At 69.4% G+C, this 26226-nt stretch carries 29 protein-coding genes; 22 read left to right on the forward strand and 7 right to left on the reverse strand.

Annotated features, from left to right (window positions below; genetic code table 11):
* Nucleotides 1-62: 62 nt before the first annotated feature.
* Entirely contained in the window at nucleotides 63-1499 is a 1437-nt protein-coding gene (locus tag ACZ49J_RS17740) for a gamma-aminobutyraldehyde dehydrogenase (RefSeq protein WP_467449041.1), read from the reverse strand.
* A 191-nt stretch (nucleotides 1500-1690) separates the two neighbouring features.
* On the opposite strand from ACZ49J_RS17740, the gene ACZ49J_RS17745 reads away from it, so the two are divergent.
* The 8 genes from ACZ49J_RS17745 to ACZ49J_RS17780 all read left to right on the forward strand — a co-directional run bounded on the left by ACZ49J_RS17745 (nucleotide 1691) and on the right by ACZ49J_RS17780 (nucleotide 8892).
* Nucleotides 1691-2230 (forward strand): Lrp/AsnC family transcriptional regulator, encoded by a 540-nt coding sequence (locus tag ACZ49J_RS17745; RefSeq protein ID WP_467449042.1) that lies wholly within the window; start codon nucleotides 1691-1693, stop codon nucleotides 2228-2230.
* A 19-nt stretch (nucleotides 2231-2249) separates the two neighbouring features.
* Complete coding sequence (locus tag ACZ49J_RS17750) at nucleotides 2250-3632, forward strand: aspartate aminotransferase family protein (protein WP_467449044.1); 1383 nt, start codon at nucleotides 2250-2252, stop codon at nucleotides 3630-3632.
* A complete protein-coding gene (locus tag ACZ49J_RS17755; protein WP_467449046.1) occupies nucleotides 3629-3763 on the forward strand; it encodes a hypothetical protein in 135 nt (44 codons plus the stop codon). The genes ACZ49J_RS17750 and ACZ49J_RS17755 overlap by 4 nt, the downstream gene beginning before the upstream one ends.
* 184 nt (nucleotides 3764-3947) lie before the next feature.
* Complete coding sequence (locus ACZ49J_RS17760) at nucleotides 3948-4685, forward strand: ABC transporter ATP-binding protein (protein ID WP_467449047.1); 738 nt, start codon at nucleotides 3948-3950, stop codon at nucleotides 4683-4685.
* Nucleotides 4667-6157 carry a hypothetical protein gene (locus ACZ49J_RS17765; RefSeq protein ID WP_467449048.1) on the forward strand — a complete coding sequence of 497 codons (1491 nt, stop codon included), beginning with the start codon at nucleotides 4667-4669 and terminating at the stop codon, nucleotides 6155-6157. Before ACZ49J_RS17760 ends, ACZ49J_RS17765 begins: the two co-directional genes overlap by 19 nt.
* A 164-nt stretch (nucleotides 6158-6321) precedes the next feature.
* Nucleotides 6322-6729 (forward strand): VOC family protein, encoded by a 408-nt coding sequence (locus ACZ49J_RS17770; RefSeq protein ID WP_467449049.1) that lies wholly within the window; start codon nucleotides 6322-6324, stop codon nucleotides 6727-6729.
* Between the two features lie 187 nt (nucleotides 6730-6916).
* Nucleotides 6917-8038 carry an LOG family protein gene (locus ACZ49J_RS17775; protein WP_467449051.1) on the forward strand — a complete coding sequence of 374 codons (1122 nt, stop codon included), beginning with the start codon at nucleotides 6917-6919 and terminating at the stop codon, nucleotides 8036-8038.
* A gap of 185 nt (nucleotides 8039-8223) precedes the next feature.
* Nucleotides 8224-8892, forward strand: a complete 669-nt coding sequence (locus tag ACZ49J_RS17780) for an LAETG motif-containing sortase-dependent surface protein (protein ID WP_467449054.1) — start codon at nucleotides 8224-8226, stop codon at nucleotides 8890-8892.
* Between the two features lie 128 nt (nucleotides 8893-9020).
* Here ACZ49J_RS17780 and ACZ49J_RS17785 read toward each other — a convergent pair whose 3' ends face one another.
* From ACZ49J_RS17785 to rlmN, 5 genes are all read right to left on the reverse strand, one after another.
* Nucleotides 9021-9818, reverse strand: a complete 798-nt coding sequence (locus ACZ49J_RS17785) for a maleylpyruvate isomerase family mycothiol-dependent enzyme (RefSeq protein ID WP_467449056.1) — start codon at nucleotides 9816-9818, stop codon at nucleotides 9021-9023.
* Between the two features lie 10 nt (nucleotides 9819-9828).
* A complete protein-coding gene (locus tag ACZ49J_RS17790; RefSeq protein WP_467449318.1) occupies nucleotides 9829-10863 on the reverse strand; it encodes an ABC transporter ATP-binding protein in 1035 nt (344 codons plus the stop codon).
* A 42-nt stretch (nucleotides 10864-10905) separates the two neighbouring features.
* On the reverse strand, nucleotides 10906-12507 hold the full coding sequence (locus ACZ49J_RS17795; protein ID WP_467449057.1) for an ABC transporter permease: 1602 nt from the start codon (nucleotides 12505-12507) through the stop codon (nucleotides 10906-10908).
* Between the two features lie 62 nt (nucleotides 12508-12569).
* Nucleotides 12570-13628, reverse strand: a complete 1059-nt coding sequence (locus tag ACZ49J_RS17800) for a thiamine ABC transporter substrate-binding protein (protein WP_467449319.1) — start codon at nucleotides 13626-13628, stop codon at nucleotides 12570-12572.
* A gap of 247 nt (nucleotides 13629-13875) precedes the next feature.
* Entirely contained in the window at nucleotides 13876-14982 is a 1107-nt protein-coding gene (gene rlmN, locus ACZ49J_RS17805) for a dual-specificity RNA methyltransferase RlmN (RefSeq protein ID WP_467449058.1), read from the reverse strand.
* 258 nt (nucleotides 14983-15240) lie between these two features.
* Between rlmN and ACZ49J_RS17810 the strand changes: the two genes are divergently transcribed.
* The gene (locus ACZ49J_RS17810) at nucleotides 15241-16557 is read left to right on the forward strand and encodes a hypothetical protein (protein WP_467449060.1); all 1317 of its coding nucleotides are present in this window, start codon (nucleotides 15241-15243) and stop codon (nucleotides 16555-16557) included.
* 494 nt (nucleotides 16558-17051) lie between these two features.
* Nucleotides 17052-17903, forward strand: a complete 852-nt coding sequence (locus ACZ49J_RS17815; RefSeq protein ID WP_467449061.1) for a nuclease-related domain-containing protein — start codon at nucleotides 17052-17054, stop codon at nucleotides 17901-17903.
* An 11-nt stretch (nucleotides 17904-17914) separates the two neighbouring features.
* On the opposite strand, the gene ACZ49J_RS17820 is transcribed toward ACZ49J_RS17815, so the two are convergent.
* Nucleotides 17915-18379, reverse strand: coding sequence for an NUDIX hydrolase (locus ACZ49J_RS17820; RefSeq protein ID WP_467449063.1), 465 nt, complete (start codon nucleotides 18377-18379; stop codon nucleotides 17915-17917).
* Between the two features lie 18 nt (nucleotides 18380-18397).
* On the opposite strand from ACZ49J_RS17820, the gene ACZ49J_RS17825 reads away from it, so the two are divergent.
* From ACZ49J_RS17825 to ACZ49J_RS17880, 12 genes are all read left to right on the forward strand, one after another.
* Complete coding sequence (locus ACZ49J_RS17825; RefSeq protein ID WP_467449064.1) at nucleotides 18398-19177, forward strand: GntR family transcriptional regulator; 780 nt, start codon at nucleotides 18398-18400, stop codon at nucleotides 19175-19177.
* Between the two features lie 139 nt (nucleotides 19178-19316).
* Nucleotides 19317-19670 carry an SCO3933 family regulatory protein gene (locus ACZ49J_RS17830; protein WP_467449066.1) on the forward strand — a complete coding sequence of 118 codons (354 nt, stop codon included), beginning with the start codon at nucleotides 19317-19319 and terminating at the stop codon, nucleotides 19668-19670.
* 2 nt (nucleotides 19671-19672) lie between these two features.
* Complete coding sequence (locus ACZ49J_RS17835; RefSeq protein ID WP_467449068.1) at nucleotides 19673-21028, forward strand: FtsK/SpoIIIE domain-containing protein; 1356 nt, start codon at nucleotides 19673-19675, stop codon at nucleotides 21026-21028.
* A 56-nt stretch (nucleotides 21029-21084) separates the two neighbouring features.
* Nucleotides 21085-21591 (forward strand): hypothetical protein, encoded by a 507-nt coding sequence (locus tag ACZ49J_RS17840; RefSeq protein ID WP_467449070.1) that lies wholly within the window; start codon nucleotides 21085-21087, stop codon nucleotides 21589-21591.
* A 5-nt stretch (nucleotides 21592-21596) separates the two neighbouring features.
* On the forward strand, nucleotides 21597-22283 hold the full coding sequence (locus ACZ49J_RS17845) for a DUF2637 domain-containing protein (RefSeq protein WP_467449072.1): 687 nt from the start codon (nucleotides 21597-21599) through the stop codon (nucleotides 22281-22283).
* A 22-nt stretch (nucleotides 22284-22305) separates the two neighbouring features.
* Nucleotides 22306-22497 carry a mobile element transfer protein gene (locus tag ACZ49J_RS17850; RefSeq protein ID WP_467449073.1) on the forward strand — a complete coding sequence of 64 codons (192 nt, stop codon included), beginning with the start codon at nucleotides 22306-22308 and terminating at the stop codon, nucleotides 22495-22497.
* Nucleotides 22498-22507: 10 nt separating this feature from the next.
* Complete coding sequence (locus tag ACZ49J_RS17855; RefSeq protein WP_467449075.1) at nucleotides 22508-22663, forward strand: hypothetical protein; 156 nt, start codon at nucleotides 22508-22510, stop codon at nucleotides 22661-22663.
* A 24-nt stretch (nucleotides 22664-22687) separates the two neighbouring features.
* On the forward strand, nucleotides 22688-23005 hold the full coding sequence (locus tag ACZ49J_RS17860) for a SpdD-like protein (RefSeq protein WP_467449076.1): 318 nt from the start codon (nucleotides 22688-22690) through the stop codon (nucleotides 23003-23005).
* A gap of 91 nt (nucleotides 23006-23096) precedes the next feature.
* On the forward strand, nucleotides 23097-23279 hold the full coding sequence (locus ACZ49J_RS17865) for a hypothetical protein (protein WP_467449078.1): 183 nt from the start codon (nucleotides 23097-23099) through the stop codon (nucleotides 23277-23279).
* Nucleotides 23272-24648: a replication initiator protein RepSA gene (repSA, locus tag ACZ49J_RS17870; RefSeq protein WP_467449079.1), complete on the forward strand. Its 1377-nt coding sequence runs from the start codon at nucleotides 23272-23274 to the stop codon at nucleotides 24646-24648. Before ACZ49J_RS17865 ends, repSA begins: the two co-directional genes overlap by 8 nt.
* Before the next feature lie 2 nt (nucleotides 24649-24650).
* Complete coding sequence (locus tag ACZ49J_RS17875; protein ID WP_152786833.1) at nucleotides 24651-24848, forward strand: helix-turn-helix transcriptional regulator; 198 nt, start codon at nucleotides 24651-24653, stop codon at nucleotides 24846-24848.
* Nucleotides 24848-26083, forward strand: a complete 1236-nt coding sequence (locus ACZ49J_RS17880; RefSeq protein WP_467449081.1) for a tyrosine-type recombinase/integrase — start codon at nucleotides 24848-24850, stop codon at nucleotides 26081-26083. The genes ACZ49J_RS17875 and ACZ49J_RS17880 overlap by 1 nt, the downstream gene beginning before the upstream one ends.
* Nucleotides 26084-26226 lie beyond the last annotated feature (143 nt).

Genomic DNA, 26226 nt, shown 5'->3' on the forward strand with positions numbered 1-26226 from the left:
TGAGCGACCGGCGGGGCCCGGACGGCGTCGAAGACCGCCGGGCCCCGGGCCCCGCCCGCACCTCAGTCCAGCGACGTCATCACGTGCTTGATCCGGGTGTAGTCGTCGAACCCGTACGCCGACAGGTCCTTGCCGTACCCGGACTTCTTGAAGCCGCCGTGGGGCATCTCCGCGACCAGCGGGATGTGCGTGTTGATCCACACACAGCCGAAGTCGAGCGCCTTGGACAGGCGCATCGCGCGCCCGTGGTCCTTGGTCCAGACGGACGAGGCGAGGGCGTACTCGACGCCGTTCGCCCACTCGATCGCCTGGTTCTCGTCGGAGAAGGACTGGACGGTGATGACGGGCCCGAAGACCTCCTTCTGGATGATCTCGTCGTCCTGCTTCAGACCGGAGACGACGGTCGGCGCGTAGAAGTAGCCCTTCTCGCCCACCTGGTGACCGCCTGCCTCGACCTTGGCGTGGGCGGGCAGCCGCTCGATGAAGCCGGAGACCTGCTTGAGCTGGTTCGGGTTGTTCAGCGGGCCGTAGAGCACGTCCTCGTCGTCCGGCTGGCCCGTCTTCGTCTCGGCGGCCGCCTTCGCCAGCGCGGCCACGAACTCGTCGTGGATCGACTCCTGGACGAGGACGCGGGTGGCGGCAGTACAGTCCTGGCCTGCGTTGAAGAAGCCCGCGACCGAGATGTCCTCGACGGCCTTGGGGATGTCGGTGTCCTCGAAGACGACGACCGGCGCCTTGCCGCCCAGCTCCAGGTGGACGCGCTTCAGGTCCTTGGCCGCGGACTCGGCGACCTGCATGCCGGCGCGTACGGAGCCCGTGATGGACGCCATGGCCGGAATGTCGTGCTCCACCATCAGGCGGCCGGTGTCGCGGTCGCCGGTGATGACGTTGAAGACGCCCTTGGGCACGATCGAGCCGATGATCTCGGCCATCAGGACCGTGGAGGCCGGGGTGGTGTCCGACGGCTTGAGGACCACCGTGTTGCCCGCGGCGAGCGCCGGGGCGAACTTCCACACGGCCATCATCATCGGGTAGTTCCAGGGGGCCACCTGGGCGCAGACGCCGACCGGCTCCCGGCGGACGATCGACGTCATGCCGTCCATGTACTCGCCGGCCGCGCGGCCCTCGAGCATCCGGGCGGCGCCCGCGAAGAAGCGGATCTGGTCGACCATCGGCGGGATCTCCTCGGTGCGGGTCAGCCCGATGGGCTTGCCCGTGTTCTCCACCTCGGCCGCGATGAGTTCCTCGGCGCGCTCCTCGAAGGCGTCCGCGATCTTCAGCAGGGCCTTCTGGCGCTCGGCGGGGGTCGTGTCGCGCCAGCCCGGGAAGGCCCTGGCCGCGGCCTCCATCGCGGCGTCGACGTCCGCCTGCCCGGACAGCGGCGCCGTCGCGTAGGCCTCGCCGGTCGCGGGATTGACGACCTCGGTGGTCCGCCCGTCGGCGGCGTCGCGGAATTCACCGTCGATGTAGTTGCGCAGACGACGCAGCTGGGTGCTCACTGCCGGCCCTCCAAGTCGTGGTGTCCCCGAGCCCTGGCGCGCCCGGGTGTCCAATCTCTGAGACACCCACACTAGTCCGCCGAGCCACGTTTTCAACAGCGGCGATCCCGACAAGGCTACGGAATCCGCATGTTCGAGGTAGGTAAACAACGGATTTCATTGATCGAGCCTTGCGAAACTGTTGACTCCTCGTGCACAGTGAGCCCGTGGCCAGTCGAAGCGCAGACCCCAGGGAACCCCGGGACACCCGGGAGTCCAGGACCGACTCCCGGGGCGGCGGCACTCCGCACCTGGATGCCGTCTCCCTCGCCATCATCGAGCAGCTCCAGGAGGACGGCCGCCGGCCCTACGCCGCGATCGGCAAGGCGGTGGGCCTCTCCGAGGCGGCCGTGCGCCAGCGCGTCCAGAAGCTGCTCGACCAGGGCGTGATGCAGATCGTCGCCGTCACGGACCCGCTCACCGTGGGCTTCCGCCGCCAGGCGATGGTCGGTGTCAACGTCGAGGGCGACGTGGAGTCCGTGGCCGACGCGCTGAGCGCCATGGGCGAGTGCGAGTACGTGGTGATGACCGCCGGCTCCTTCGATCTGATGGTGGAGGTCGTCTGCGAGGACGACGACCACCTCCTGGAGGTCATCAACAAGCGCATCCGGGCCGTCCCCGGAGTGCGCTCCACCGAGAGCTTCGTCTACCTGAAGCTCAAGAAGCAGACCTACATGTGGGGAACCCGATGACCGTGAGGACCCGATAACCGTGAGCACCGACAGTCCCAACGAGCCCAAGGACCTCAGCAGGACCGCGTACGACCACCTGTGGATGCACTTCACCCGCATGTCCTCGTACGAGAAGTCCCCCGTCCCCACCATCGTCCGCGGCGAGGGCACCCACATCTACGACGACAAGGGCAAGCGCTACCTCGACGGCCTCGCCGGTCTGTTCGTGGTCCAGGCGGGTCACGGCCGCACCGAGCTCGCGGAGACCGCCTCCAAGCAGGCGCAGGAGCTGGCCTTCTTCCCCGTCTGGTCGTACGCCCACCCGAAGGCGGTGGAGCTGGCGGAACGTCTGGCCACCTACGCGCCCGGCGACCTGAACAAGGTCTTCTTCACCACCGGCGGCGGCGAGGCGGTCGAGACCGCCTGGAAGCTCGCCAAGCAGTACTTCAAGCTCGTGGGCAAGCCGACCAAGTACAAGGTCATCTCCCGCGCGGTCGCCTACCACGGCACCCCGCAGGGCGCCCTGTCCATCACCGGCCTGCCGGGCCTCAAGGCGCCCTTCGAGCCGCTCGTCCCGGGCGCGCACAAGGTCCCCAACACCAACATCTACCGGGCCCCGATCTTCGGCGACGACCCCGAGGCCTTCGGCCGCTGGGCCGCCGACCAGATCGAGCAGCAGATCCTCTTCGAGGGCCCGGAGACGGTCGCGGCCGTCTTCCTGGAGCCCGTGCAGAACGCGGGCGGCTGCTTCCCGCCCCCGCCCGGCTACTTCCAGCGGGTGCGCGAGATCTGCGACCGGTACGACGTGCTGCTGGTCTCCGACGAGGTCATCTGCGCCTTCGGCCGGCTGGGCACGATGTTCGCCTGCGACAAGTTCGGCTACGTCCCGGACATGATCACCTGCGCCAAGGGCATGACCTCGGGCTACTCCCCCATAGGCGCGTGCATCGTCTCCGACCGCATAGCCGAGCCCTTCTACAAGGGCGACAACACCTTCCTGCACGGCTACACCTTCGGCGGCCACCCCGTGTCGGCGGCGGTCGGTGTCGCGAACCTCGACCTGTTCGAACGCGAGGGCCTGAACCAGCACGTGCTCGACAACGAGGCTGCCTTCCGGTCCACGCTGGAGAAGCTCCACGACCTGCCGATCGTCGGCGACGTCCGCGGCAACGGCTTCTTCTACGGCATCGAACTCGTCAAGGACAAGGCCACGAAGGAGACGTTCGACGACGAGGAGACCGAGCGGGTCCTCTACGGCTTCCTCTCCAAGGCACTCTTCGACAACGGGCTGTACTGCCGCGCCGACGACCGCGGCGACCCGGTCGTCCAGCTCGCGCCGCCGCTGATCTCGGACCAGGGAACGTTCGACGAGATCGAGCAGATCCTGCGGGCGACGCTGACGGAGGCGTGGACCAAGCTGTGACCAAAGCTGTGACGCATGCTGTCATCGACACCGCGATCGAAGCTGTGATCGTGGCTGCGGTCGAAACGATGGTCGCGGCTGCGGTCGATACGGTGATCGAGGCTGCGGTCGTCATAGTTCCGATGAGCTGAATGTGTGATCAACACCGGCCCCGGCGCCGCCCGTTCGAGTGAGAAACGGCGGCCCGGGGCCCTGTGCTGTCCGGCCCCGCTCCACCCGCTGCCTAGCGTGCGCAGTGACCGATCGGCTCTGCCTTCGTTCCCCCGGACGGGGGACTCCCCACGGCAATACTGATCTGAACCGAGGTGTACGCCCATGGTGGCCCCGCCTGACAACGACGTGCTCTGGGCACGCGGCCTGACCCACGCCCACGACGGCTCGCCCGCGCTTCACGGTGTGTCACTCGGCGTTCGCGAGGGCGAGATCCTCGCGGTCAGCGGTCCGCGCGGCAGCGGCAAGACCACGCTCCTGCGGTGCCTGTCGGGACAGATCCTGCCGCAGCAGGGCGAGGTGTGGTTTAACAGCATGCCCGTGCACACCATGCGGCCGCTCACCCGCGAGCGGCTGCGCCGGGACCGCTTCGGCTGGATCGACCCCGAGCCGGCCCTCGTCCCCGAGCTGACGGCCTGGGAGAACACGGCCCTGCCGCTGATGCTGCGGGGGACCGGCCGCCGGGCCGCCAAGACGGCCGCGCTGGAGTGGCTGGAGCGCCTGGACATCGGCGGCTGCGCCCGCAAGCGCCCGCACGCCCTGCTGTACTCCGAGCGCCAGCGCGTGGTCGTCGCCCGCGCGCTGGTCGGCTCCCCCACGGTGCTCTTCGCGGACGAGCCGACCGCGCCGCTGCACCGCGCCGAGTGCTCCCACGTGCTGCGGACCCTCGCCGCGGCTGCCCGTTCGCACGGCATCACGGTCGTCCTCGCCACGACGTGCGCCGACACCGCCGCGCTGGCCGACCGTACGGTGTCCCTGCTCGACGGGCGACGCGTGCACAACGTCAGCCTCCCCCAGCCCCCCGAGGCGGAAGGCCGGGCCGCGTGCTCGCTCTCCGTCTAGCCCGCGGCGCCCAGCCGGCCGTCCACCTGCGCCGCCTGCTGGTCACCGCGGCGTCGGCGGGCACGGGCTTCCTGCTGCTGTGCGCGCTGGGGCACGCGCTGACCCACCCGGACGCACCCGCCGGGTCCATGCTGCGGCTCGCGTGGTGCGGGGCACCGCTGGCGGCCACCGTGTACTTCGCGGTGACGGTCGCCCATACGGACCCCGGAACGCGTCCCCGCCCGGGCCTCGCGGCCATCGGCCTCGGCCCCGCCCGTCTCATGGCCGTCTCCGCGCTGACGACGGCCCTGTCCACCGCGCTCGGCTCACTGCTCGCCCTGCTGTGCTACCTCCACCTGCGCGGCGACCTGACGGGCGCCCCCTTCGACGGGCCCGCACCGGACGCCCTGGCCGCGGACCACCCGCTGCCCCTCCCGGCCGCCCTGACCCTGCTGTCGCTGGTCCCGGCGACGGCCTCCCTGACCACCGCGCTGGCGCTGCGCCCCCGGGGCGGCGCCCCGGAGCGGGGGAAGGCGCGCCACACCGCGGCCGTCAACCGGCAGCCGAAGAGGAACACCCCGGCCGTGGCCCGGCCCGCGGACGCGGACACGGACGCGGAACACCGGGCCGGCCCTCAGCACCAGGGCCCCGAGTACCAGGACACGCGGCCCGGCGCCCACGACAGCACTCGCGCCGACATGCGCACCCGCGGCCACGCCTCCGCGCACGCCCGCGCCTGGCGTGGCGGCACCGGTTCGCACGCCCTGTCCGAGGCGCCGGGGCCGGAGGCGCCGAGCAGCTTCGACACCGCCGCACCCGGCGGCTTGTACACCCCGGCACCCGGGACGGCCGACCAGTCGGACCCCTACCGCTCCACCGCTCCCCGGCCCGCCCCCGCCGGCCTCCCCTGGGGGGTCGCCGTGCTCGCCGCCGGTCTCGCCATCGAGATGTACGCCAGCCGCTCCGGCCCCGCCCCCGGCCTCGCGCTCCCCGGCGGTTCCGCCGACAGCCCGGCCGGCGTGCTCGGCGGCTGGATGCTGACGGCACTCGGGCTGGTCCTCATCGGGCCGGGGCTGACGCATCTGTGCGGGCATCTGTTGCAGGCCGCACGGCCGGGAGTGCTGCGGCTGCTCGCCGGGCGCGTCCTCCAGGAGGAGGCGCGCAGGATCGGGCGCCCCCTCGGCGTGGTGTGCGCGGTGGCCTCCGGCGCGTACGCCCTGGCCACGCTGCACTCCGGAGCGCGCCCCGGCATCGGTCCGCTCACCACGCTGGGCGCGCTCCTGGTCGTCGGCTGCACGCTCCTCACGCTGGCGACGGCCGCGGTCGAGGCACGCGACGCACGCGCGGAGACGGTCGCGGCGCTCCTTCGGCTGGGTGCGCCCGCGACTGTGCTGCGCTCCGCGGCCCTGCTCCGCGCGGGCGCCCTGCTCGTCGTGTTCGGCCCGCTGACCTGGGCGGTCGCGGAGCTGGCGGCCACGCCGCTGGTTCCCTGAGGGCCCCTCGGATGCCTGCCGGAGGCTCCGGGGAAGCCGTCCTCAAGCCCCCTCGGCTGTCGCGGACAATATTTTCGCGAAAAAGTCCGCGCCCGGCGATGAGTTCCGCGCGGCACCCCGGTCTACCCCACCGAACGGACCGACACCGACGGGAGAGACCGCGCATGTACCAGCAGATGATCTTCGTGAACCTGCCCGTGAACGACCTGGACGCCTCGAAGAAGTTCTTCACGGAGCTCGGCTACACGATCAACCCGCAGTTCAGCGACGAGAACGCGGCCTCCGTGGTGATCAGCGACACGATCGTCGCGATGCTGCTGACCAAGCCGTTCTACGCGACGTTCACCAAGAAGGAGATCGCGGACGCCACGACGACCAGCGAGGTCCTGCTCTGTCTGAGCGCCGAGAGCCGCGAGAAGGTGGACGAGCTGGTCGACAGGGCCGTGGCCGCCGGCGGCACGGCGTCGGACAAGGTCCAGGACATGGACTTCATGTACGGCCGCGCCTTCGACGACCTCGACGGCCACACCTGGGAAGTCATGTGGATGAACCCGGAAGCCATCCAGGGCTGACCCGGCCGTGCCCGGTGCCGCGGCAGGCGAGGCCCCCCGGCCGGAGACTGGGGGACCTCGCCTGCCGGAAGCCCTCGTACTCCATGTACTCGGGCTTTCGGCCGGTGCCGCGAGAGGGCGTGCCGGGCGTCCCGCGAGGGGGCGAACGCTGCCTGCCACCGCATCAGAGGGGTCCTAGCATGGGTGGGTGCAGACGAGCCCCGCCCACGCGGCCCACCACAACGACCGTGAGATCGAGACGCTGGAGGAGTTCGACGCGACCGTCGCGGCCCGCGACACGCTCGCCGGGTACCGCGTCCAGGCCGTCGACCTGACGAACCGTACGAAGGAGTTGCTGGCCACGGACACCGCGGGCGCCGTCTTCCTCGGCTGCCCGATGCGGGAGAACGCGGCGGCGAAGATACGCACCGACGGCGCCCTGGTCTTCCCGCCCGTCCCGGGCCTGCCCTTCGACCCCTACCGCGGTCATGTCTACACGCCCGACGAGCTGTTCTCCTCGCTCGGCAAGGGCTACGAGGAGACACCGGACGCTCTCGCGTACGCCTGGTTCCAGCGCACGAAGGCCGACGGCGACGTCTACGCGTCGATGCTGCGCGCCGTCCACGACGACTCCGTCTCCGACGCCTTGGACGAACTCCTGCGGGGGGCGCGGGTGGTGGGCGTGATGGGCGGCCACGCGATGGCCCGCGGCACCGAGGACTACCAGGGCGCGGCCCGCCTCGGCCGCGCCCTGACCCGCGCCGGTTTCACGGTGGCGACCGGCGGTGGCCCGGGCGCGATGGAGGCCGCGAACCTCGGCGCGTACGCGGCGCCGTACGACGACGCCATGCTGAAGGAGGCGTGCGAACTCCTCGCCGGGGCGCCCTCGTTCACTCCCTCGATCACCGAGTGGGCGCGGTACGCCTTCGAGGTGCGCGCCCGCTGGCCCAAGGGCAACACCTCGGTCGGCATCCCCACCTGGTTCTACGGCCACGAACCGCCTAACGCGTTCGCCTCCCACATCGCCAAGTACTTCGCCAACGCCACCCGTGAGGACGGTCTGCTGGCCCGCTCGAACGCGGGTGTCGTCTTCCTGCCCGGCGCCGCCGGCACGGTCCAGGAGATCTTCGACAACGCGACCCCGAACTACTACGAGTCCCGTGGCGAGCCCACCCCCATGGTCCTCGTGAACCGCGAGCACTGGACGGACCGCCTCCCCACCTGGCCCCTGCTGCAGGCCCTGGCCCGTGAGCGTTCGATGGAGTCACGGATCGCGCTGGTCGACCGCATCGAGGAGGCCCCGGAGGCCCTCGAACGTCTGGGCGCCTGAAACATCGACGTGGTTAACGAAGCGGCAAAGCCAACTGGGGAGACGAACCTCCGGATTGACAGTACTTATGCCGCGCTTATAAACCTGTGTGCCACATGGGTTACAGCTGTCACACACGTAGCCCACACCCCCCGCAATTCCCGTGAAGGGCAACCGTGTCCATATCTCCGCGCACCGCACGATCGGTGCGATTCCTGGGTGTTGTCTCCGCGTCCGCAGCCCTCGTGCTCGGCGTCGCGAGCAACGCAATGGCCTGCACCATCCGTGACTTCTCGGCCAAGGCCGAGTGCGACGCCAAGGGCAAGGGCGTCATCAGCGTCACCGACGTGGACCCGAAGGGCGTCACCGCCGAGGTCTCCGTCTACCTGGAGAACAACGGGGCGGACGAGCGGCTGGTAGGAACCCAGACGATCAAGGACTCGACCGCCAAGGGCGTCACCGTCACGTTCTCGGAGAACTGGAAGCCGAACGCCGAGTACCGCATCCACGTCAAGGCCGAGGGCTATGTCGACGAGGACATCACGCCGAACCTGGTGACGCCGTCCGAGACGTGCAAGAAGGACTCGGACACCCCTCCGCCGGCGTCGGAGACCCCGAAGCCGTCGGACGAGCCGTCCACCCCCGCGGACACCGACACCGACACGCCGGCGCCGTCGGAGCCGGAATCGGAGAGCACCAGCCCGGCTCCCGCCGGGGACGGCAACGCCCCGGCACCCGAGGGCGAATCGAACCTCGCCGAGACCGGTGCCGACTCCAACACCCCGGTGATCACCGGGGTCGCCGCCGCGTTCCTGGCGGTGGGCGGTGGCGCCATCTACTACGGCACACGCCGCCGCGGGACCTCGTCCCGCTGACGCCTCGCCGGGTCGTACGCCGCGTACGGCCGCCGTGTACGGCTCTGTTGGCCCGCCCTCTCGACCAGGGGGCGGGCCTTCGCACGCCCGGCACGCACGAGTCCCGGCGCCGTGGAGGTGCGAGGCGCTCAGCCGAAGGTCGCCCGCTCCAGCCAGAACTCCAGCAGTTCCCGCTCCCCCAGCACCTCCAGCCGCCCGTCGTCGAGCGGGAGCCGGCGGTAGAAGGCCAGCAGCACCTCGGTGAGCGGCCCGCGCAGCGCGACCGTCGCCTTCTCGTGACCCCGGCGCCAGACGACGCCCTCCTCGGTGAGCTCGACGAGCCACTCGGCGTTCACCCCGTCCGGCGCGTCGGTCGCGTGGAGATGGATGCTGCGGTACGGACCGCGCAGTTCCCTCGCCGGATCGTCCGGCATCGCCCGCTGCGCGTACTCGACGATCTGCAGCCACTCGTCGATCGCGTCGGCGGCGATCTCCGGCGCCACCTCGTACGGCAGCCCGGCCGCGAGCGTCGCGTCCGCGCGGTGGATGGTGATCTCGTGGGCCATCCGCCGGGCCCAGAAGCCGGTGTTCTGCTCCCAGGCCCAGGTCCACACCGGTGTGTCGGGCCCCGCCGCGCGCACCGCCTCGACGACCGAAGCTCCGGTCTCGGCGAGCCACGCGTCCAGTGCCGCCGGATCACCCTGCTCCTTGGGGCCGTCCGCGTGCGGTACGTCCTCCTCGGGCACCTCCTCCCGCGCCCCTGAGCGGACGATGTGGTCCACCCAGCGCAGCGCGCCCCCGGTGTGCCGCACCAGCTGCTCCAGGGACCAGTCGGGGCAGGTCGGCACGGCCGCCGAGAGGTCGGCGCCGGAGGTCACCACGGCTCTCAACTGCCGTACCTGGGTGTCGATCTCGTCGCAGTAGCGGTCATGTCCAAGCAGCGTCATGGTCCTGACCCTAGGGTGCGGACGTCGCTCCGAGCACGACAATTTCGGCTGCGTCGAACGCCACCCCGACCTCGTCCCCCGGCTCCGGCGCCTCCCGCAGGGCACACGCGGCCTCCAGTCGCGGCGCGTCCTCCGGCTGCAGGTGGACGGTGACGTGGGTGCCCCGGAAGGCCCGTGCCGCCACCGTGCAGCGCAGCCCCTCCGCGGGCTCCACGAGCCGTACGCCGGCGGGCCTGACCAGCAGCGCGACCGACCCCGGGGGCGTGTCCTCCGGGACGGGCACCTTGCCCCACGGGGTGTCCGCGGCCTGGCCGCTCACGGTCGCCGCCACCACGTTGTCGAAGCCGAGGAAGCGCGCCACGAACTCGTCCGCCGGCCGCTGCCACACCTCAAGGGGCGTGCCCGACTGGGCGATCCGCCCGTCCCGCATCACCACGACCCGGTCGGCGAGCGCGAACGCCTCACCCTGGTCGTGTGTCACGGCCAGCACGGTGGTGCCCAACTCGCCGAAAAGCTCGCGGAGTTCCACCACGAGCCGCTCGCGCAGCGACCGGTCCAGCTGACCGAGGGGCTCGTCGAGCATCAGCAGCCGCGGCCTCGGAGCGAGGGCGCGGGCCAGCGCGACGCGTTGCTGCTCGCCGCCGGAGAGGGAGGCCACGGCCCGGCGTTCGGCCTCCGGCAGCCCGACGAGCTCCAGCAACTCCCGGACCCGTGCGGCCCGTTCGCCCTTCGACTCACCGTGCATCCGCGGCCCGAACGCCACGTTCCCGCCCACGTCCCGCTGCGGGAACAGCTGGTGGTCCTGGAACATCAGGCCGACGCCCCGCTTGTGCGCGGGCACACCCCTCTGGTCCCGCCCGTCGAGCAACACCCGCCCGGAGTCCAGGGGTTGGAGCCCCGCGACCGTCCGCAGCAACGTCGACTTGCCGCTGCCGCTGGGGCCGAGGACGCACACGATCTCGTGCTCGGCAACGCCCAGGTCCACGGCGTCGAGCACGGCCCTCCCACCGAACCGCACGGTCGCGCCCTCAAGGCTCAGCAGCATCCCGAACTCCCCCGTTGCCGTCCTGGACTCCGCGGTCGTCATCTAGAACTCCCCGCTCCGGTCGGTGCGAAGCCGCTCCAGCACCAGCAGCGCCACCGCGCACACCACCATGAGAATCGTCGACAGGGCCATCGCCTGCCCGTAGTTGAGGGCGCCCGGATGCCCGAGCAGCCGTGCCACGGCGACCGGCAGCGTCGGGTTGTCGGGCCGGGCGATGAACACGGTCGCCCCGAACTCCCCGAGCGACACGGCGAAGGCGAACCCGGCCGCGATCAGCAGCGCCCGCCGCACCATCGGCAGGTCGACCTCCCGCCACACCCGCCACGGCGACGCCCCGAGCACGGCCGCCGCCTCCCTGAGCCGTACGTCCACGGCCCGCAGCACGGGCAGCATGGTCCGTACGACGAAGGGGACGCCCACCAGCGCCTGCGCGAGCGGCACCAGGATCCAGGACGCCCTGAGGTCCAGCGGCGGCTCGTCCAGCGCGATCAGGAACCCGAAGCCGACGGTCACCGCGGACACGCCCAGCGGCAGCATGAGCAGCGCGTCGAAGCCGCGCACGAGCCGCCCGGCGTCACGCCGGGCGAGGGCCGCCGCGGCCAGGCCGCCGACCACCACGGCGATGGCGGTGGCCGTGACCGCGTACTCCAGCGAGTTCCCCACGGCCTCGATCGGCGCGACGAGGAAGATCCCGCTGTCGCCGCGGGTCAGCTCCTCGTAGTACGTGAACCGGGGCGCGTCGAACGACCGCTCGACGAGCACGGCGAGCGGCAGCACGAGCAGGAGGAGGGCGGTCCCGAGGACGCCCGCGAGCAGGGCCCACTGTCCCGCCCCGCGCGGCCGGCGTGCGGTCACGGCCGGGTCCACCAGCCGCAGCGCGCTCTCCCGCCGCCGCACGGTCCACGCGTGCACGGCGAGGATCGCGCCCACCGCGGCGAACTGCAGGAGCGTCAGCACGGCGGCCGTGGAGAGGTCGAAGATCTCCGAGGTCTGCCGGTAGATCTCGACTTCGAGGGTGGAGAAGGTGGGCCCGCCGAGGATCTGCACCACACCGAAGGAGGTGAAGGTGAACAGGAAGACCATCAGCGCGGCCGCCGCCACCGCGGGCGCGAGGGCGGGCAGGGTGACCTTCCGCCAGGCCTTCAGCGGCGAGGCGCCGAGCATCCGCGCGGCCTCCTCCTGCCGGGGATCGAGCTGCGCCCAGAGCCCGCCCACGGTCCGTACGACCACCGCGTAGTTGAAGAACACATGGGCGAGCAGGATGGCCCAGACGGTGGTGTCGAGCCGTACGCCCCACAGCTCGTCCAGCAGCCCACCCCGCCCGACCAGCGCCAGGAAGGCGGTCCCGACGACGACGGTGGGCAGCACGAAGGGGACGGTCACGACCGCCCGCAGCACCTGCTTTCCCCTGAAATCGAAGCGTGCGAAGACGTACGCGCCGGGGAGCGCGATCAGCAGCGTGAGCGCGGTGGAGGCGAGCGCCTGCCAGGTGGTGAACCACAGGACGTGCCGGATGTCGGACTGGGCCAGCACGTCCCAGATCCGCCCGAACCGCCAGGCCCCGTCGACCTTCAGACCGCGCGCGACGATCGCGGCGACGGGGTAGGCGAAGAACAGGGCGAAGAACGCGACGGGCACGGCCATGAGCCCGAGCCGCGCCGCACTCCCGCGCAGGCCAGGACGCGCCACCTCGCCGGCCTCAGCTCCTACTTCAGTACGAGTGACGTCCACGACTTGACCCACTGGTCACGGTTGTCGGCGATCTTCTGGGGCGCCATGGTCTCCGGGTCCTCCGCCTGCGGACCGTACTTCACGAACTCCTCGGGCACCTGCGCGCCCTTTCGCACCGGGTACACGAACATGTTGAGCGGCATGTCCTCCTGGAACCGCTTGCCGACCAGGAAGTCGATGAGCGCCTTGCCGCCCTCGGTGTTCCTCGCGTTGCTCAGCAGCCCCGCGTACTCGACCTGCCGGAAGCAGGTGCCGGTCGCGACACCGGTCGGCGCGGTCTTCGGCTTCGGGTCGGCGAAGACGACCTCGGCGGGCGGCGAGGAGGCGTAGGAGACGACGAGCGGCCGGTCCGCCTTCGCCTTCTTGCCGCCGGCGGACCCGGAGAACTCCTCGTTGTAGGCCTGCTCCCAGCCGTCGACGACCTTCACGCCGTTCGCCTTCAGCTTCTTCCAGTAGTCCTGCCAGCCCCCGTCGCCGTACCTGGCGGCGGTCCCGAGCAGGAAGCCGAGGCCGGGCGAGGAGGTGGAGGCGTTCTCGGTGACGAGGAGGTTCTTGTACTCCGGCTCGACGAGGTCCTCGAAGGAGGTCGGCGGCTTCAGCCTGTTCTCGCTGAAGTACGCCTTGTCGTAGTTGACGCAGATGTCACCGGAGTCGATGGGGGTGACCCGGTGCTGGTGCTGGTCGGCCCGGTACCGCGCCAGGATCTGGTCGGCGCCCTTCGCCTCGTACGGCTGGAACAGCCCGTTGTCCAGCGCACGGGACAGCAGCGTGTTGTCGACGCCGAAGAAGACGTCGCCCTGCGGGTTGCCCTTGGTCAGGATGGCCTTGTTGACGGCCTGACCGGCGTCGCCGTCCTTGAGGACCTTCACCTGGTACCCGGACTCCTTCTCGAACGCCTTCAGGACGTCCTTGGAGGCGGCGAACGAGTCGTGGCTGACGAGGGTGACGGTCCTGGAGCCGCCGCTGTCTCCCCCGGAACCGGACGACCCGCACGCGGACAACGTGGCCAGCCCGAGCCCGAGAGCGACGGCCATGGCCTTCTTCTTGGTGGTGCTCACTTGGATTCCTCCTGGGGGTGACCAGGAAGAGACGCGGCCCTGCCCGGGACTTTCCCTGGGAGTCCCGGGCAGGGCGCAACAGCTCGAGTGGTGACCGATCTCCCTACCCAGAATGACCTGGGCGAGGTTCAGAGGGTCTGCGGCCCGTGCCGCACTCTCAGCGCTGTGGCGCTCCCCTGTCGGAATATGAAGATGTACAAGTACGACGCTTTACGGGCTCAGACTACCGCTCGGTGGCCGCCAGCTGACCGCAGGCCCCGTCGATCTCCTGACCACGGGTGTCCCGGATGGTCACCGGTACACCGTGCGCGGCGATCGCCTCGACGAACGCCTTCTCGTCCTCGGGCCGCGAGGCGGTCCACTTCGACCCGGGCGTCGGATTCAACGGAATGAGATTGACATGTACGGGCTTGCCCTTGAGCAGCCGCCCGAGACGGTCACCGCGCCACGCCTGGTCGTTGATGTCCCGGATCAGCGCGTACTCGATGGACAGCCGCCGCCCGGACTTCGCCGCGTACTCCCACCCGGCGTCCAGCACCTCCCGCACCTTCCACCGCGTGTTGACCGGTACGAGGGTGTCGCGCAGCTCGTCGTCCGGGGCGTGCAGCGAGATGGCGAGCCGGCACTTGAATCCCTCGTCGGCGAACCGGTGAATGGCCGGCACGAGCCCGACGGTGGACACGGTGATGCCGCGCTGGGACAGCCCGAGCCCGTCCGGCTCGGGGTCGGTGAGCGCGCGGATCGCCCCCACCACCCGCTTGTAGTTGGCGAGCGGCTCCCCCATCCCCATGAACACGATGTTGGACAGCCGCGCGGGGCCCCCGGGGATCTCCCCGTCCCTGAGCGCCCGCATCCCGTCCACGATCTGGTGCACGATCTCCGCGGTGGACAGGTTCCGGTCGAGCCCGGCCTGCCCGGTGGCACAGAAGGGACAGTTCATCCCGCACCCGGCCTGCGAACTGATGCACATGGTCACCCGGTCCGGATAACGCATCAGCACGGACTCGACGAGCGTGCCGTCGAAGAGCCGCCACAGGGTCTTGCGGGTCGTGTCCTGGTCCGTCGACAGATGCCGCACGACCGTCATCAACTCAGGAAGCAGCGCCTCCCGCAGCTTTGCGCGCGAACCGGCCGGGATGTCGGTCCACTGCTCCGGGTCGTGCGCGTACCGCGCGAAGTAGTGCTGCGACAGCTGCTTCGCACGAAACGGCTTCTCCCCGACCGCGGCCACCGCCTCCTTGCGCTCGGCGGGCGTGAGATCAGCGAGATGCCGCGGCGGCTTCTTGGCTCCGCGCGGCGCGACGAAAGTGAGTTCTCCGGGTGCAGGCATAACTGTCCCAGTGTGGCAGATCAACTCCGGGGGCCCAGGCCAGAGCGGGGTGGGAGTGGTCACCCATGGGTGCCGACTGTCAGCGTTGGTCGGCCTCGGACGGCCCAGGGACGGCCCGGGAGGTCGGTGCCTCTGCAGGAGTATCGATCGGTACACCCTCACAGTGACCGGCAGTACCGCCCTGAGAATTCTCTGAAAGCACAGACGGGCGGGGAAAGGTCGTGGCAGTCTGTAGCAACCGGAGCTGAAGGGGAGACAGTGACCGAACGCGATAAACACATCGTAATAGCCAGCTGGGCCGGAAGCTCTCCGCATAACCTCAACACACTTGCGTCACGGTTCGCGGCGCAAGTGTCCGCAATTGTGGATATTAGCGAAACGGTGATACCGGAGCTTGAGAGGAAAGGACTCAAGCATATGGAAAATCTGCGCGAAAAAATCTATAGAGACCTGAAGGAAGGAGAGCGGGAATCATTCTCAGAGGGGGCCAAAAAGTTTATTGACGAACTACTAAAGAAAGAAAGGTCGAGTAGTTCTCTAACGCTCGACATGCCACCAGCTGCTGGCCTAGCCCTGGCTCACTTCGTGCGATCCGCTACAAGATACGCCCATATAGGATCACACGAGGATATGACAAGGCGAGCCCTTACTGTCTCACTAGTTTCACACTTCGAGGTCCTTTTCGGGAGACTCGCTAGAGCTATTTACGAAAAAAACAGGGCGGCGCTCAACGAATCAGATTACTCCTTTACACTCCAGCAATTGGGGGAATTTGAATCAATCCAAGATGCCAGAGATTTCCTAATTGACCGTCGCCTTTCCGCTCTACTCCGCGACAGCATCGACGGCTGGAGTAAGTGGCTGACGCGAGCATGTGGCGGACTGACCATGACCGATCTCCCTGTCGACTGGACTGGCATTCGGGAGCTATTCGCCAGAAGAAATTTGATTGTGCATGCCGAATCGCAAGTAAATCAGATCTACCTGGACACAATTGCCACCCTTAAGATCCCTCGCGCCGAATTGCCGGACATTGGTGAAAAGTTGACCGTTTCGTCAGAGTATCTCCTGGAGTCTGCAGAAAGAATCACGGCGCTGGGAGTAATTCTCACTTCAGAGGTCGTGCGTAAGCTACACAAGAAAGACTCCGACTCTGTAGTGAATATGCTTATAGAGGAAGCGGAGGAATGCGCTCGACGGGGCCACTGGAACGCTTCGCTCTGGATCTCTAGTCATGCGCTCACCTGTCCAGCAACCAGAAGGCAACGCATCGAGGTCCAGACCTTCAACTGGCTGGCGCGCCGGGCAGTGCATGGGAAGGAGTCGATCGAGGAAGAGATTGAGGCCTGGGATGTAAGTGGGCTTGCGCCAAATCTTACTCTTCGGAAGAAGATTCTTCTGGATCCCGAATCTGCAGCGAGTGAAGTCGAAGAGCTCCTCAACAGCGGCGAACTTACGACCTTCGAACTTGCGCATAATCCGTTGTACGAAGGAGTCCTGGATCTCGTTGACGAACGAAGGGATACGGAATCGAATGCTGATGACAAACCTCCCCGGGAGTTGTCCGCCGAATAATGCTTACGGCGGCCCGCCGACGACTCCCCCAGCTCCCATCCCGTCTGCCGTCGACCCACACACCGTGGAGCGGGCGTGGTTCATGGCGTCCAGGTGGAGCGCGCCACTGTACGAACGACCTGGACGCCATGGGCCGCGTCTGCTCGGCTCTGCCTGGGTCGACGGCAGACGGGATGGGAGCCCCCGCACCAGCCACTCACGGCCTCACTCGCGAGCGGCGCCCCCGCCATCTCGGAGCCTGAGCGCCCCCGCCGGAGGCATGTCTCTGACCCGCGGGTGACTCCCTCGCTTCTGCCCGCAGCACGTAGCGCGCCGCCGGGCGCGGCCAGCCGGGGCGCAGACAGGAGGCAGGCCGCGCCGCAGAGGCGGCGCGCGCCCGCGCCGTGCGCGGGCCTTGATGGACGTAGGGAAAGTTGTACCGCGCTCGCGGTCTTGTGCCGTGTCGCTCCTGCTGTTGCCATGGCGGCATCGCCGCTCACGGGACAGGGGGAGCCATGAACGAGCTGGTAGTCGTGCGCTGGAAGCGGTACGGGCACGATCGCCTCTACGCCAATCTTCCGGACGGGACGGCAGTGGGCTGGGCCGACTGCAAGACGGGCGCGATCACAGTCTTGCGGGCCGAGTATCGCGATCCGGTGACCGTCATCCTGACCCAGCGCTTATCCGGCATCGTTTCGGTGTCCGCCTCTGCTTTGGCGGAGTCTGACCGGCCGCCGTTACCGCCGCTTACTCCCGCTGATGACCTCGCCTCGAACACGCCCGGTGATGCTCTGCGTCCGCAGGTCGCCGCAGCCGGGGTCAGCCCCTTCGCCCGGCTGGTCGCTTGGTTACTGCGGCGCCCGGTCGAAGGGGACTCCTGGCGCAAGGGCCTGGCAGGAGAACAACGCGTCGGAGCCGAGCTCGAACGGTTGCGGCGCCATGGGTGGCGGGTGCTGCACTCCATACCGTTGCCGAGGGACGTGGATCTTGATCACCTCCTGATCGGGCCAGGTGGCGTGTTCAGCATCAACACCAAGAACCATTCCAACAAGGCCGTGTGGGTCGGCGATGATGCCGTCAAGGTCAACCATGGCACTCCCGAGCCCTACGCCCGCAAGAGCCGGGCTGAAGCCCGACGGGTACAGCGAGTGCTTGAGCGCTACTGCGGCTTCGCTGTGCCCGTGGAGCCAGTGCTGGTCTTCGTCGGAGTCACGGACTTGAAGGTGGTGGCTACCCAGCTGACGGTGAGGGTGTACCGCGAGCGCGAGATCTCAGCCCTGGCACCTCTCACGGGGGCGCTGACCACAGAGCAGGTTGAGCAGATTTACAACGTTGCCCGGCACCGTCAGGCATGGCATGCGGCCTGAGTCGCGAGTCGTCAGGCCTTGATGAGCCTGCGGCCGTCATGGCTCCGTACGTGCGGCCCGTTGCCGTCCAAGGCGTCCAGGAGACGAATCGCGAAGACCTCGGCCATGCGCTCGCTGACCTCTTCGGGTGTGAGCCAGTCGACCGCGGTTGACTCGCTCGACGTGCGCTCGGTGCCGCCCGAGGGCTTGCAGCGGAAGACCAGGGCAACGATGCCTCGCGTCGTGTTCTTGTAGACCCCGGTGAGCTCGTCCACCTCGACGTGGATGCCTGTTTCTTCCAGGACCTCGCGGGCTACCCCGGTCTCAGGGGACTCGTCGAGTTCGAGCACGCCGCCGGGGAGCTCCCACGTGCCGTTGTCGGCGCGACGGATTGCCAGCAGGCGCCCGTCCTCGCGCACCACCACCCCGGCCACAGAGACGGAGTGCTTCGGCGTTGACTGGCCTTCCTGGGCACTGTTACTCATGTACAGGAGCATAGGAGGAAGAGAAGGACTATGGGAACAGTGGTAGGAGGTGAGAGGTCCGTACCCAGGTACGTACAGATCGCCGACGAGATCGTGCAGCAGATCCGGGCTGGTGTCCTCAAGCCCGGTGACATGGTGCCCAGCGAGTCGGAGCTGGTCGAACGCTACAGCGTCTCGGGCGGCACGATCCGAAAGGCCATGGTCGAGGTACGCGCGAGCGGGCTCGTCGAGACTCGGCACGGCAAGGGCTCGATCGTGAAGGATCGCCCCCCGGTACGGCAGCGGTCCTCCGACCGCTTCCGGCGCTCGCACCGCCGAGGCGGCAAGGCCGCGTACCTTGCGGAGTCCGCGCAGTCCGGCGCCACAGCCAAGGTGAGCGTCCTCTACATCGGCCCCTTGGAGGCCCCCGAGGATGCCGCCCAGCGTTTGGGCGTCCCCGCCGGCACTCAGGTGCTCGCCCGGCGTCGCCTCTACTTCCGCAACGGCACCCCCGTCGAAACGGCGACCTCGTACCTCCCATGGGACGTCGTCAAGGACATCCCCGAACTCTTCGCCGAGAACCCCGGCGGAGGTGGCATCTACGCCCGACTCGAGGACCACGGGCACGAGTTCGCCGAGTTCGTCGAGACCCTGCAAGCACGTACGGCCTCCAAAGCCGAGGCATCGGAGCTGGCACTCAGCCCCGGAGCTCCCGTGGTGCACCTGGTCCGTGAGGCCCGTACGGCCGAGGGGCGCGTGGTCGAGGTCTGCGACACTCTCATGGCCGCTGACCAGTTCGTTTTCGAGTACAGGATCCCCGCCGCAGACTGACCCCCGCTCAACTCCCCTCAACCCGTCGTGAGTTCTTCTTCGCGACGGGTTGACTCATGTATAGGAGTCATGCACTCTTCTTCATGTCACTCATATACATGAGTGACGGAGTCCAGCCTCTATAGAGGAGTGATCTGCTGTGCGTCAGATTCCCGTCGACACCTCCGCCGCGACCGTGATGGTCGCCAAGGCCCCGCAGCCGAAGGTCAAGGACCGCCGTACCGGCGAGATCGCCACCGACAAGGACGGCGTCACCCTCATGACCGTGGAGGTCATGTTCTCCACGGCCGACGAGGTCGAGATCCTCAAGCTCACCGTTCCGCAGCCGGGCGTCTCCGAGGACCTGACCATGGGAACCCCGGTCGCCCTGACCGGCTTGGTCGCTTCGGCGTGGGAGAACGAGTTCAACGGTCAGAAGCGGCACGGCATCGCCTTCCGCGCGGTCGCGGTCACCTCGCTGGCCGGTGCTGGCTCGGTGTCCGAGGCGGCCTGATCATGACCTGGTTCCCGGTCGCTCTGGTGCTGGTCGTCGCCACTGCGGGTCTCCTGCGGTGGCGGCGCCCCGCCTGGTACTGGCTGACCTTCGGGGTCACCCTCGCCACGCTGCGGGTCTTGGTCCGCTACGCCAACGTGATGGACGCCTGCGGGCTGACCGTTCCGCCCTCGCGCTGGCGGCTCGCCCTGGCCCGGACGACCAACCGGCCGGTGCCGGAGTCCCGTGCCCCGCGTATCCGGCGGATACGCCCCACCCGGACCGGCCTGGTCTTGCGGCTCAAGCTCCGCCCCGGACAGGACGCCTTCGACGTCTCGGCCGCCACGGACCGGCTGCGCCACTCCTTCGGCCTGTACGGCGTGACCTCCCGCGAACTGAAGTCCGGGGTCGTCGAGTTGCGGATGACCGGCTACGACGTGCTGAAGCGGGTGCAGATGCCCGCCAAGACTGACCCGGCGCCCATGCGCATCCCGGTCGCGCTGCGGGAGGACGGCTCGGTGCACTACCGCGACTACCGCAGCGTTCCGCACGGTCTGACCCTGGGTGCCACGGAGTCCGGCAAGTCCGTCCACCAGCGCAACCTGGTGGCCGGTCTGGCTCCGCACGACGTGGCCCTGGTCGGCATCGACTGCAAACAGGGCGTCGAGCTTTTCCCGTTGGCTCGCCGGTTCTCCGCCCTCGCCGACAACCCCGACACCGCCCTGGAGCTGCTCGAAGCGCTCGTCACGCACATGGAGGAGGTGTATCACCTCATCCGCGCCCAGCAGCGCATCAGTGTCGCCGTGCCGGATGCGGAGATCGCCGCCGACATCTGGGACCTGCCCGAGGACGTGCGTCCGGTGCCGGTGGTGGTCCTGGTCGACGAGGTCGCCGAACTCGCCCTGTTCGCCACCAAGGAGGAGGAGAAGCGACGGGACCGGATCATCACCGCCCTGGTCCGGCTCGCCCAGCTCGGCCGCGCCGCCGGTATCTACCTGGAGATCTGCGGGCAGCGCTTCGGCTCCGAACTCGGCAAGGGCATCACCATGCTGCGGGCCCAGCTCACCGGCCGGACCGCGCACCGCGTCAACGACGAGACATCCGCCAACATGGCCTTCGGTGACATCTCGCCGGACGCCGTCCTCGCCGCGATCCAGATCCCGACCGACACCCCCGGTATCGCCGTCACGGGTGACGCCTCCGGCGGCTGGGCCCGTATCCGCGCCCCGCACACCTCGCTGCGCGAGGCCGTGAACATCTGCAACAAGCACGCCGAGCGCACCCCGGACCTGCCCGCCCTGGCGGCCTACCGGCCCGCTGTCGCCGCGCTGCCCTCGGCCCCGGTGCCGCTGTCCAAGACAGCTCCCGCCACAGCCTGACACCCCCTCTTCCCCGGTCGGCGCGACCGCCTTCGCGCCAAGTCCCTACCCCTGCCATGCCTGACAGGAAGGAGCGCCCCGTGTTCTGCGAGCACTGCGGCGACATCGACGGCGACGAGACCGGCATCGACCACGACGAACGTGACTGCCCCTGGTACGACACCGACAACGGCGCCGTGACCATCGACCCGGTCGAGCTGGCCGACGTCCTCCAGAGGATGGCCGACGGCTCCCCGTCCCTGCGGGCCGCGATCGGCCTCCTCGTCGACCACGGCCTGTGGATCAAGCGCCTCGCCGAACGGCCCGGCCTGCTCCTGATCGACTACTCCGGGCCCACGCCCGAGCCGTACGGCGTCGACTGGCTCAAGGTCGTCGAGGCCCTGGCCGCGAAGGACCTGCCCGCCTCCAGCGGGGAACTGCGCATCCTTGCCATCGCCGCCTCGCTGGCCGACACCGCCGCCCGCATCCCGCTCGGCGACGCCGTCACCGGCCTGGACGCGACCAACCTCGAACGGGTCCTGACAGCCATCGCCGAAACCAACGGCCGACCCACGGCGAGGTGACGGTGATGGCCGCGCGACTGCGCATCGACGCCGTCCTGGTCCAGGCGGTCATCGCCGGGGCGCTGTCCTTCGCCCACCTGCACGACCTGGCTGCCGCTGCCGGACAGGACGGCTGGAAGGCCTGGGCCTACCCGGTCAGTGTCGACTTGCTCCTGGTCGCCGCCTGGCGACGGCTGCGCACCGATGGGCCGTCCCGGCTGGCCTGGTCCTGGTTCGTGATCGCCCTGGTGGCGTCGCTCGGCGCCAACGTCGCCACCGCCGGACTCCTAGACCTCACCCAGGTTCCGGCCTGGCTGCGCATCCTCGTCGCCGCCTGGCCCGCGCTGGCCTTCATGGGCGGCACCCTCCTCGCTCACTCGGCCGCAGACCGGGTGCCGGATCCGCCGGCACCCGCGAGCGATCCGACCCCAGCACGCGACACCGACCCCGAACCGGTCGCCGAAGCAGAGGAGCTGGACGCCTCCCCTGCGTCTGCGGTCGAGGAAGCTCCCGCGCTTCCCGCCCCTGAGCCGGTCCCGGCTCCGCCCGCTGCTCCGGCTGTGCCGGTCCCGGCCGCGCTGGTCGACCACGCCCGCAAGGTCGCCGACGACCACCAGACCCGGACCGGATCGCCCATCGACACCGACACCCTCCGCGCCCGCCTCGGCGTCCCACCTCAGCTGGCCGACGCCATCGCCGCCCAGCTCGCCTGACCAGAAGGGAGCACCACCCGTCATGCCTGCCCGCGACCACTTCCACTCCGTGATGCGGATCGGCCCCGTGCAGATCGGCACCCACCGCGACCGCAACGGCCACACGAAGTACGCCGCCGTGTGCACCGCCGACCGCTGCGGCTGGTCCGCCGACTACTCCAGCCAGTCCGCCGCCCAGCTCGCCGCCCGCACCCACCGCTGCAAGGTCCGCTGAGGAGACCCCCATGGACGTCCCGCTCTGGCTCGCCCTGATCGTCGTCGGCTGGCTCGGCGTCAAGCTCATCCGCCCGCCCTGGTGGCTCGTCGCCGTGCTCCTCCTCGGCGGCTACCTCATCGCCGACAGCGTCCTGGCCCCGGTCATCAACAGCTTCGTCAAGTAGCCCGCCACTGAAGGGAGTTCACCAATGTTCCGCCCGAAGATCCCGACCATGCCCACCCCGACTGGCCAGGTGACCCCGCCCGCCGTCGCCGAGCCGACCGCCATCATGCCCAGCGCACAGACCCCGCCGCCCGCCCCGACGACTCAGGCACCGTCCCGGCCGGTCGTGCAGCTCACCCCCGGCACCGCGCTCGCCCTCGTCGGCGGCGGCACCGCCGTGGTCCTGGTCGTCGGCGCCGTCCTCGTCTCGATGCTGCTCGCCGTCGCCATCACCGGCGCCTCGCTCGCCATCTGCGCCCTGGTGATCCGCTCGCTCGTCAACACCGACGCCAAGCGCCGCTGACCGGCCCCCGGGCGGCCTCGATACCGCCAAGCATCCGCCGCCCGGGAGCCGTGCCCCTGTCCGAACCAGCGATCCGGAAGGAACCCCCAGCATGACCGACCACACCACACCCACGCCCCGCATCTGCCCCAACTGCGACGGCTTCGCCTCCGCCGCCATCACCACCGGCGGCCGCGACCACCACGGCAACCTGCGCACCGTCACCGCCGGCTGCCCGGCCTGCCACGGCACCGGCACCCGTGCCGTCCGCGTTAGGGAGGGTGCACGTGCCTGAACTGCTGCTCGACCCGACCACCCTCGGCGACCTGCTGAGGGTGGCTTCGGCCTCCGACTACGACCGCTGGCACGAACAGATCCGCCGCACCGGAGGCTGCGCCGACCCCATCCACCTCACCGGCTGGACCATCGCCAAAGACAAGGTCACCGGCGAGACCCTGCACCACTACACCACCGAGAACGAACCCGGCGGACGCCTCCGCGTCGCCTGCGGCAACCGCCGCGCCTCCCGCTGCCCGGCCTGCGCCTGGACCTACGCGGGCGACACCTACCACCTCATCCGCGCCGGACTCGCAGGAGACGACCGCCGCGACATCCCCGCCACCGTCCGCGATCACCCGCGCGTCTTCGCCACCCTCACCGCCCCGTCCTTCGGCCCGGTCCACAACCGCCCCGACCGAGGCGCCTGCCGCTGCGGCACCCACCACACCGCCGACGACCCCGCCCTCGGCACCGCCCTCGACCCAGCCACCTACGACTACGCGGGCGCCGTCCTCTTCAACAACCACGCGGGCCAGCTGTGGCAGCGCTTCACCAACCGGCTCCGCCGCGAGATCGCCGCCCGCGCAGGCCTCACCCAGCGGGAACTCAAGGAGTCCGCTCGCCTCTCGTACGGCAAGGTCGCCGAGTTCCAAAAGCGCGGAGCCCTGCACTTCCACGCGATCATCCGCATAGACGGCCCCGACGGGCCGGACACCGCCCCACCCTCCTGGGCCACGGTCGATCTCCTCGCCGACGCGATCCGCGCCGCCGCCGCACACTCCTACACCTCCGTCTCCGTCCCGGCCGCCGAGGACCAACCGGCCCGCACCTTCCGCTGGGGCACCCAGCTCGACATACGCCCCGTGAAAGCCTTCGGCGACGGCTCCGACATCACCGAACAAGCGGTCGCCTCCTACGTCGCCAAGTACGCCACCAAAGCCGCCGAGAACACCGGCACCCTCGACCGCCGCATCGGCGAACTCTCCGAACTCGACCGCCACCAGGTCCCCGACCACACCCGCCGCCTGATCGAAGCCTGCAAGACGCTCGACCCCCTGTACCCGGACCGCCGCCTGTGGGCCTGGGCTCACATGCTCGGCTTCCGGGGCCACTTCTCCTCCAAGTCCCGCCGCTACTCCACAACCCTCAGCGCCCTCCGCCAGGCCCGCGCCGACTACCGCGCTGCCCAAGAACGCGAAGCCCTCGGCCTGGACGACCGCGAGCCGGACACCGTGCTCGTCCTCGCCGACTGGCAATACGCCGGGCACGGCCACACCCCCGGCGAATCCGCCCTCGCCGCCACCATCGCCCGCGACCTCCAGCTCAACCGCGAAACCGCCCGCGAAGCCCTACGCGATCAACTCGCCGACGAAAGGGAGCGCTGACCTTGGCCTCAGAGCTGCCTAACCGGTTCCTGACCCCTGAGGACCTGGTCGAGATGTTCGAGCTTCCCAGCGTCGAGACCGTCTACCAGTGGCGGCGCAAGCGCACCGGTCCCCGCGGCTTCCGTGTCGGCCGGCACCTTCGCTTCGACCCGAGCGACATACGGGCCTGGGTGGATTCTCAGCTTGGGGAGGCTGCCTGATGGCCGGACACGTCCAAGACCGCTGGTACAAGACCGAACCTGGTCCGGACGGCAGGCCAGTGAGGGTCAAGACCGAGCGCTACGGCAACGGGCTTCGCTACCGGGCCCGATACGTCGGCCCGGACGGCACCGAAAAGAGCAAGTCCTTCCCAGATCGCCAAAAGCGCCGGGCGGAAGAGTGGTTGGCCGAGACGGCTGCCGACATGTCCCGTGGTCAGTACGTCGATCCCAAGGCTGCACAGACCACCTTCCAGCAGTACGCGGAACGCTGGCTCGCCGGGCTGACGACCGACCTGAACACACGCATCGGAGCGGAAACCCGTCTTCGTCTGCATGCCTTCCCTCGTATCGGGGCGCGTCCGCTCGGGTCTTTCCGCCCGGTCCACATCCGCGAGTTCGTGCGCGCCCTGGAGAACGACTCAATCGGCGGCACCTACGCCCGCAACATCTACGCCAACGTCCGCGCGGTGCTGTCGGCCGCCGTGGATGACGGCCACCTCGCCCGGAACCCGTGCTCGGCTGCGTCGGTCCGCCCACCCTCCGCCTCCTCGGCCCGAGTCGTGCCCTGGCTCCCCTCCCAGGTTCGAGCGGTCCGCGATGCTCTGCCCGAGCGATACCAAGCCATGGTCGACGTAGGCAGCGGCTGCGGCCTCCGACAGGGCGAGATCATCGGTCTGGCCGAAGACACTCTGCAGCTCCACAGCGACACCCTTCGTGTCACCGCTCAGGTCAAGCTGATTCGGGGCGTAGCCGTCTTCGCTCCGCCCAAGGGCAACAAGGAGCGTGACGTACCGCTGCCATCCTCGGTGGCCTCCGCCCTGCGGCAGCACATGAAGAGTCACCCGCCCGTGGGCATCAAGCTGCCGTGGGGCAAGCCTGACGGCCCGCTCACCGAACGGCGTCTGATCTTCACGAACACGGCCGACGGAATCGTCTGGCGAAGCAACTTCAACATCCAGGAGTGGAAGCCCGCCCTTGCGGCGGCCGGCCTCATCCCGACGCCCGAACCCGGCAAGCCGTACGTCTCCGCCCGGCAGCACGGGATGCACGCCCTCCGCCACTTCTACGCCTCGGTCCTCCTGGACGCGGGCGAGAGCATCAAGGCCGTGAGCGAATACCTCGGGCACTCCGATCCGGCGATGACGCTGCGGGTGTACGCCCACCTGATGCCCAGCAGCAGCGAGCGAGCCCGCCGGGCTCTGGATGGTGTCTTCGGCACGGCCCACGAGCCCTGACGGCCCGGAGACGGCCCACGGGGCACAAGTAAGCCCCCTACTGGCGGCAACATCGCTGGTAGGGGGCTTCTTCGTGCCCGGAGCACATCAGTTCTCCGGGTTTTGGCATGGCTCAACCAGTGTCGCAGATCGACTCCCGGGCC

It is taken from the genome of Streptomyces sp. NPDC030840 (assembly GCF_055572015.1).

What these genes read in the sequence shown, in the direction of transcription:
- ACZ49J_RS17760 (WP_467449047.1), top strand. Translation starts at nt 3,948, where the DNA reads ATGGTGGCCCCGCCTGACAACGACGTGCTCTGGGCACGCGGCCTGACC.
- ACZ49J_RS17770 (WP_467449049.1), top strand. Translation starts at nt 6,322, where the DNA reads ATGTACCAGCAGATGATCTTCGTGAACCTGCCCGTGAACGACCTGGAC.
- ACZ49J_RS17785 (WP_467449056.1), bottom strand. Translation starts at nt 9,818, where the DNA reads ATGACGCTGCTTGGACATGACCGCTACTGCGACGAGATCGACACCCAG.
- ACZ49J_RS17790 (WP_467449318.1), bottom strand. Translation starts at nt 10,863, where the DNA reads ATGCTGCTGAGCCTTGAGGGCGCGACCGTGCGGTTCGGTGGGAGGGCC.
- ACZ49J_RS17795 (WP_467449057.1), bottom strand. Translation starts at nt 12,507, where the DNA reads ATGGCCGTGCCCGTCGCGTTCTTCGCCCTGTTCTTCGCCTACCCCGTC.
- ACZ49J_RS17800 (WP_467449319.1), bottom strand. Translation starts at nt 13,628, where the DNA reads ATGGCCGTCGCTCTCGGGCTCGGGCTGGCCACGTTGTCCGCGTGCGGG.
- rlmN (WP_467449058.1), bottom strand. Translation starts at nt 14,982, where the DNA reads ATGCCTGCACCCGGAGAACTCACTTTCGTCGCGCCGCGCGGAGCCAAG.
- ACZ49J_RS17815 (WP_467449061.1), top strand. Translation starts at nt 17,052, where the DNA reads ATGAACGAGCTGGTAGTCGTGCGCTGGAAGCGGTACGGGCACGATCGC.
- ACZ49J_RS17820 (WP_467449063.1), bottom strand. Translation starts at nt 18,379, where the DNA reads ATGCTCCTGTACATGAGTAACAGTGCCCAGGAAGGCCAGTCAACGCCG.
- ACZ49J_RS17825 (WP_467449064.1), top strand. Translation starts at nt 18,398, where the DNA reads ATGGGAACAGTGGTAGGAGGTGAGAGGTCCGTACCCAGGTACGTACAG.
- ACZ49J_RS17835 (WP_467449068.1), top strand. Translation starts at nt 19,673, where the DNA reads ATGACCTGGTTCCCGGTCGCTCTGGTGCTGGTCGTCGCCACTGCGGGT.
- ACZ49J_RS17840 (WP_467449070.1), top strand. Translation starts at nt 21,085, where the DNA reads ATGCCTGACAGGAAGGAGCGCCCCGTGTTCTGCGAGCACTGCGGCGAC.
- ACZ49J_RS17845 (WP_467449072.1), top strand. Translation starts at nt 21,597, where the DNA reads ATGGCCGCGCGACTGCGCATCGACGCCGTCCTGGTCCAGGCGGTCATC.
- ACZ49J_RS17850 (WP_467449073.1), top strand. Translation starts at nt 22,306, where the DNA reads ATGCCTGCCCGCGACCACTTCCACTCCGTGATGCGGATCGGCCCCGTG.
- ACZ49J_RS17855 (WP_467449075.1), top strand. Translation starts at nt 22,508, where the DNA reads ATGGACGTCCCGCTCTGGCTCGCCCTGATCGTCGTCGGCTGGCTCGGC.
- ACZ49J_RS17860 (WP_467449076.1), top strand. Translation starts at nt 22,688, where the DNA reads ATGTTCCGCCCGAAGATCCCGACCATGCCCACCCCGACTGGCCAGGTG.
- ACZ49J_RS17865 (WP_467449078.1), top strand. Translation starts at nt 23,097, where the DNA reads ATGACCGACCACACCACACCCACGCCCCGCATCTGCCCCAACTGCGAC.
- ACZ49J_RS17880 (WP_467449081.1), top strand. Translation starts at nt 24,848, where the DNA reads ATGGCCGGACACGTCCAAGACCGCTGGTACAAGACCGAACCTGGTCCG.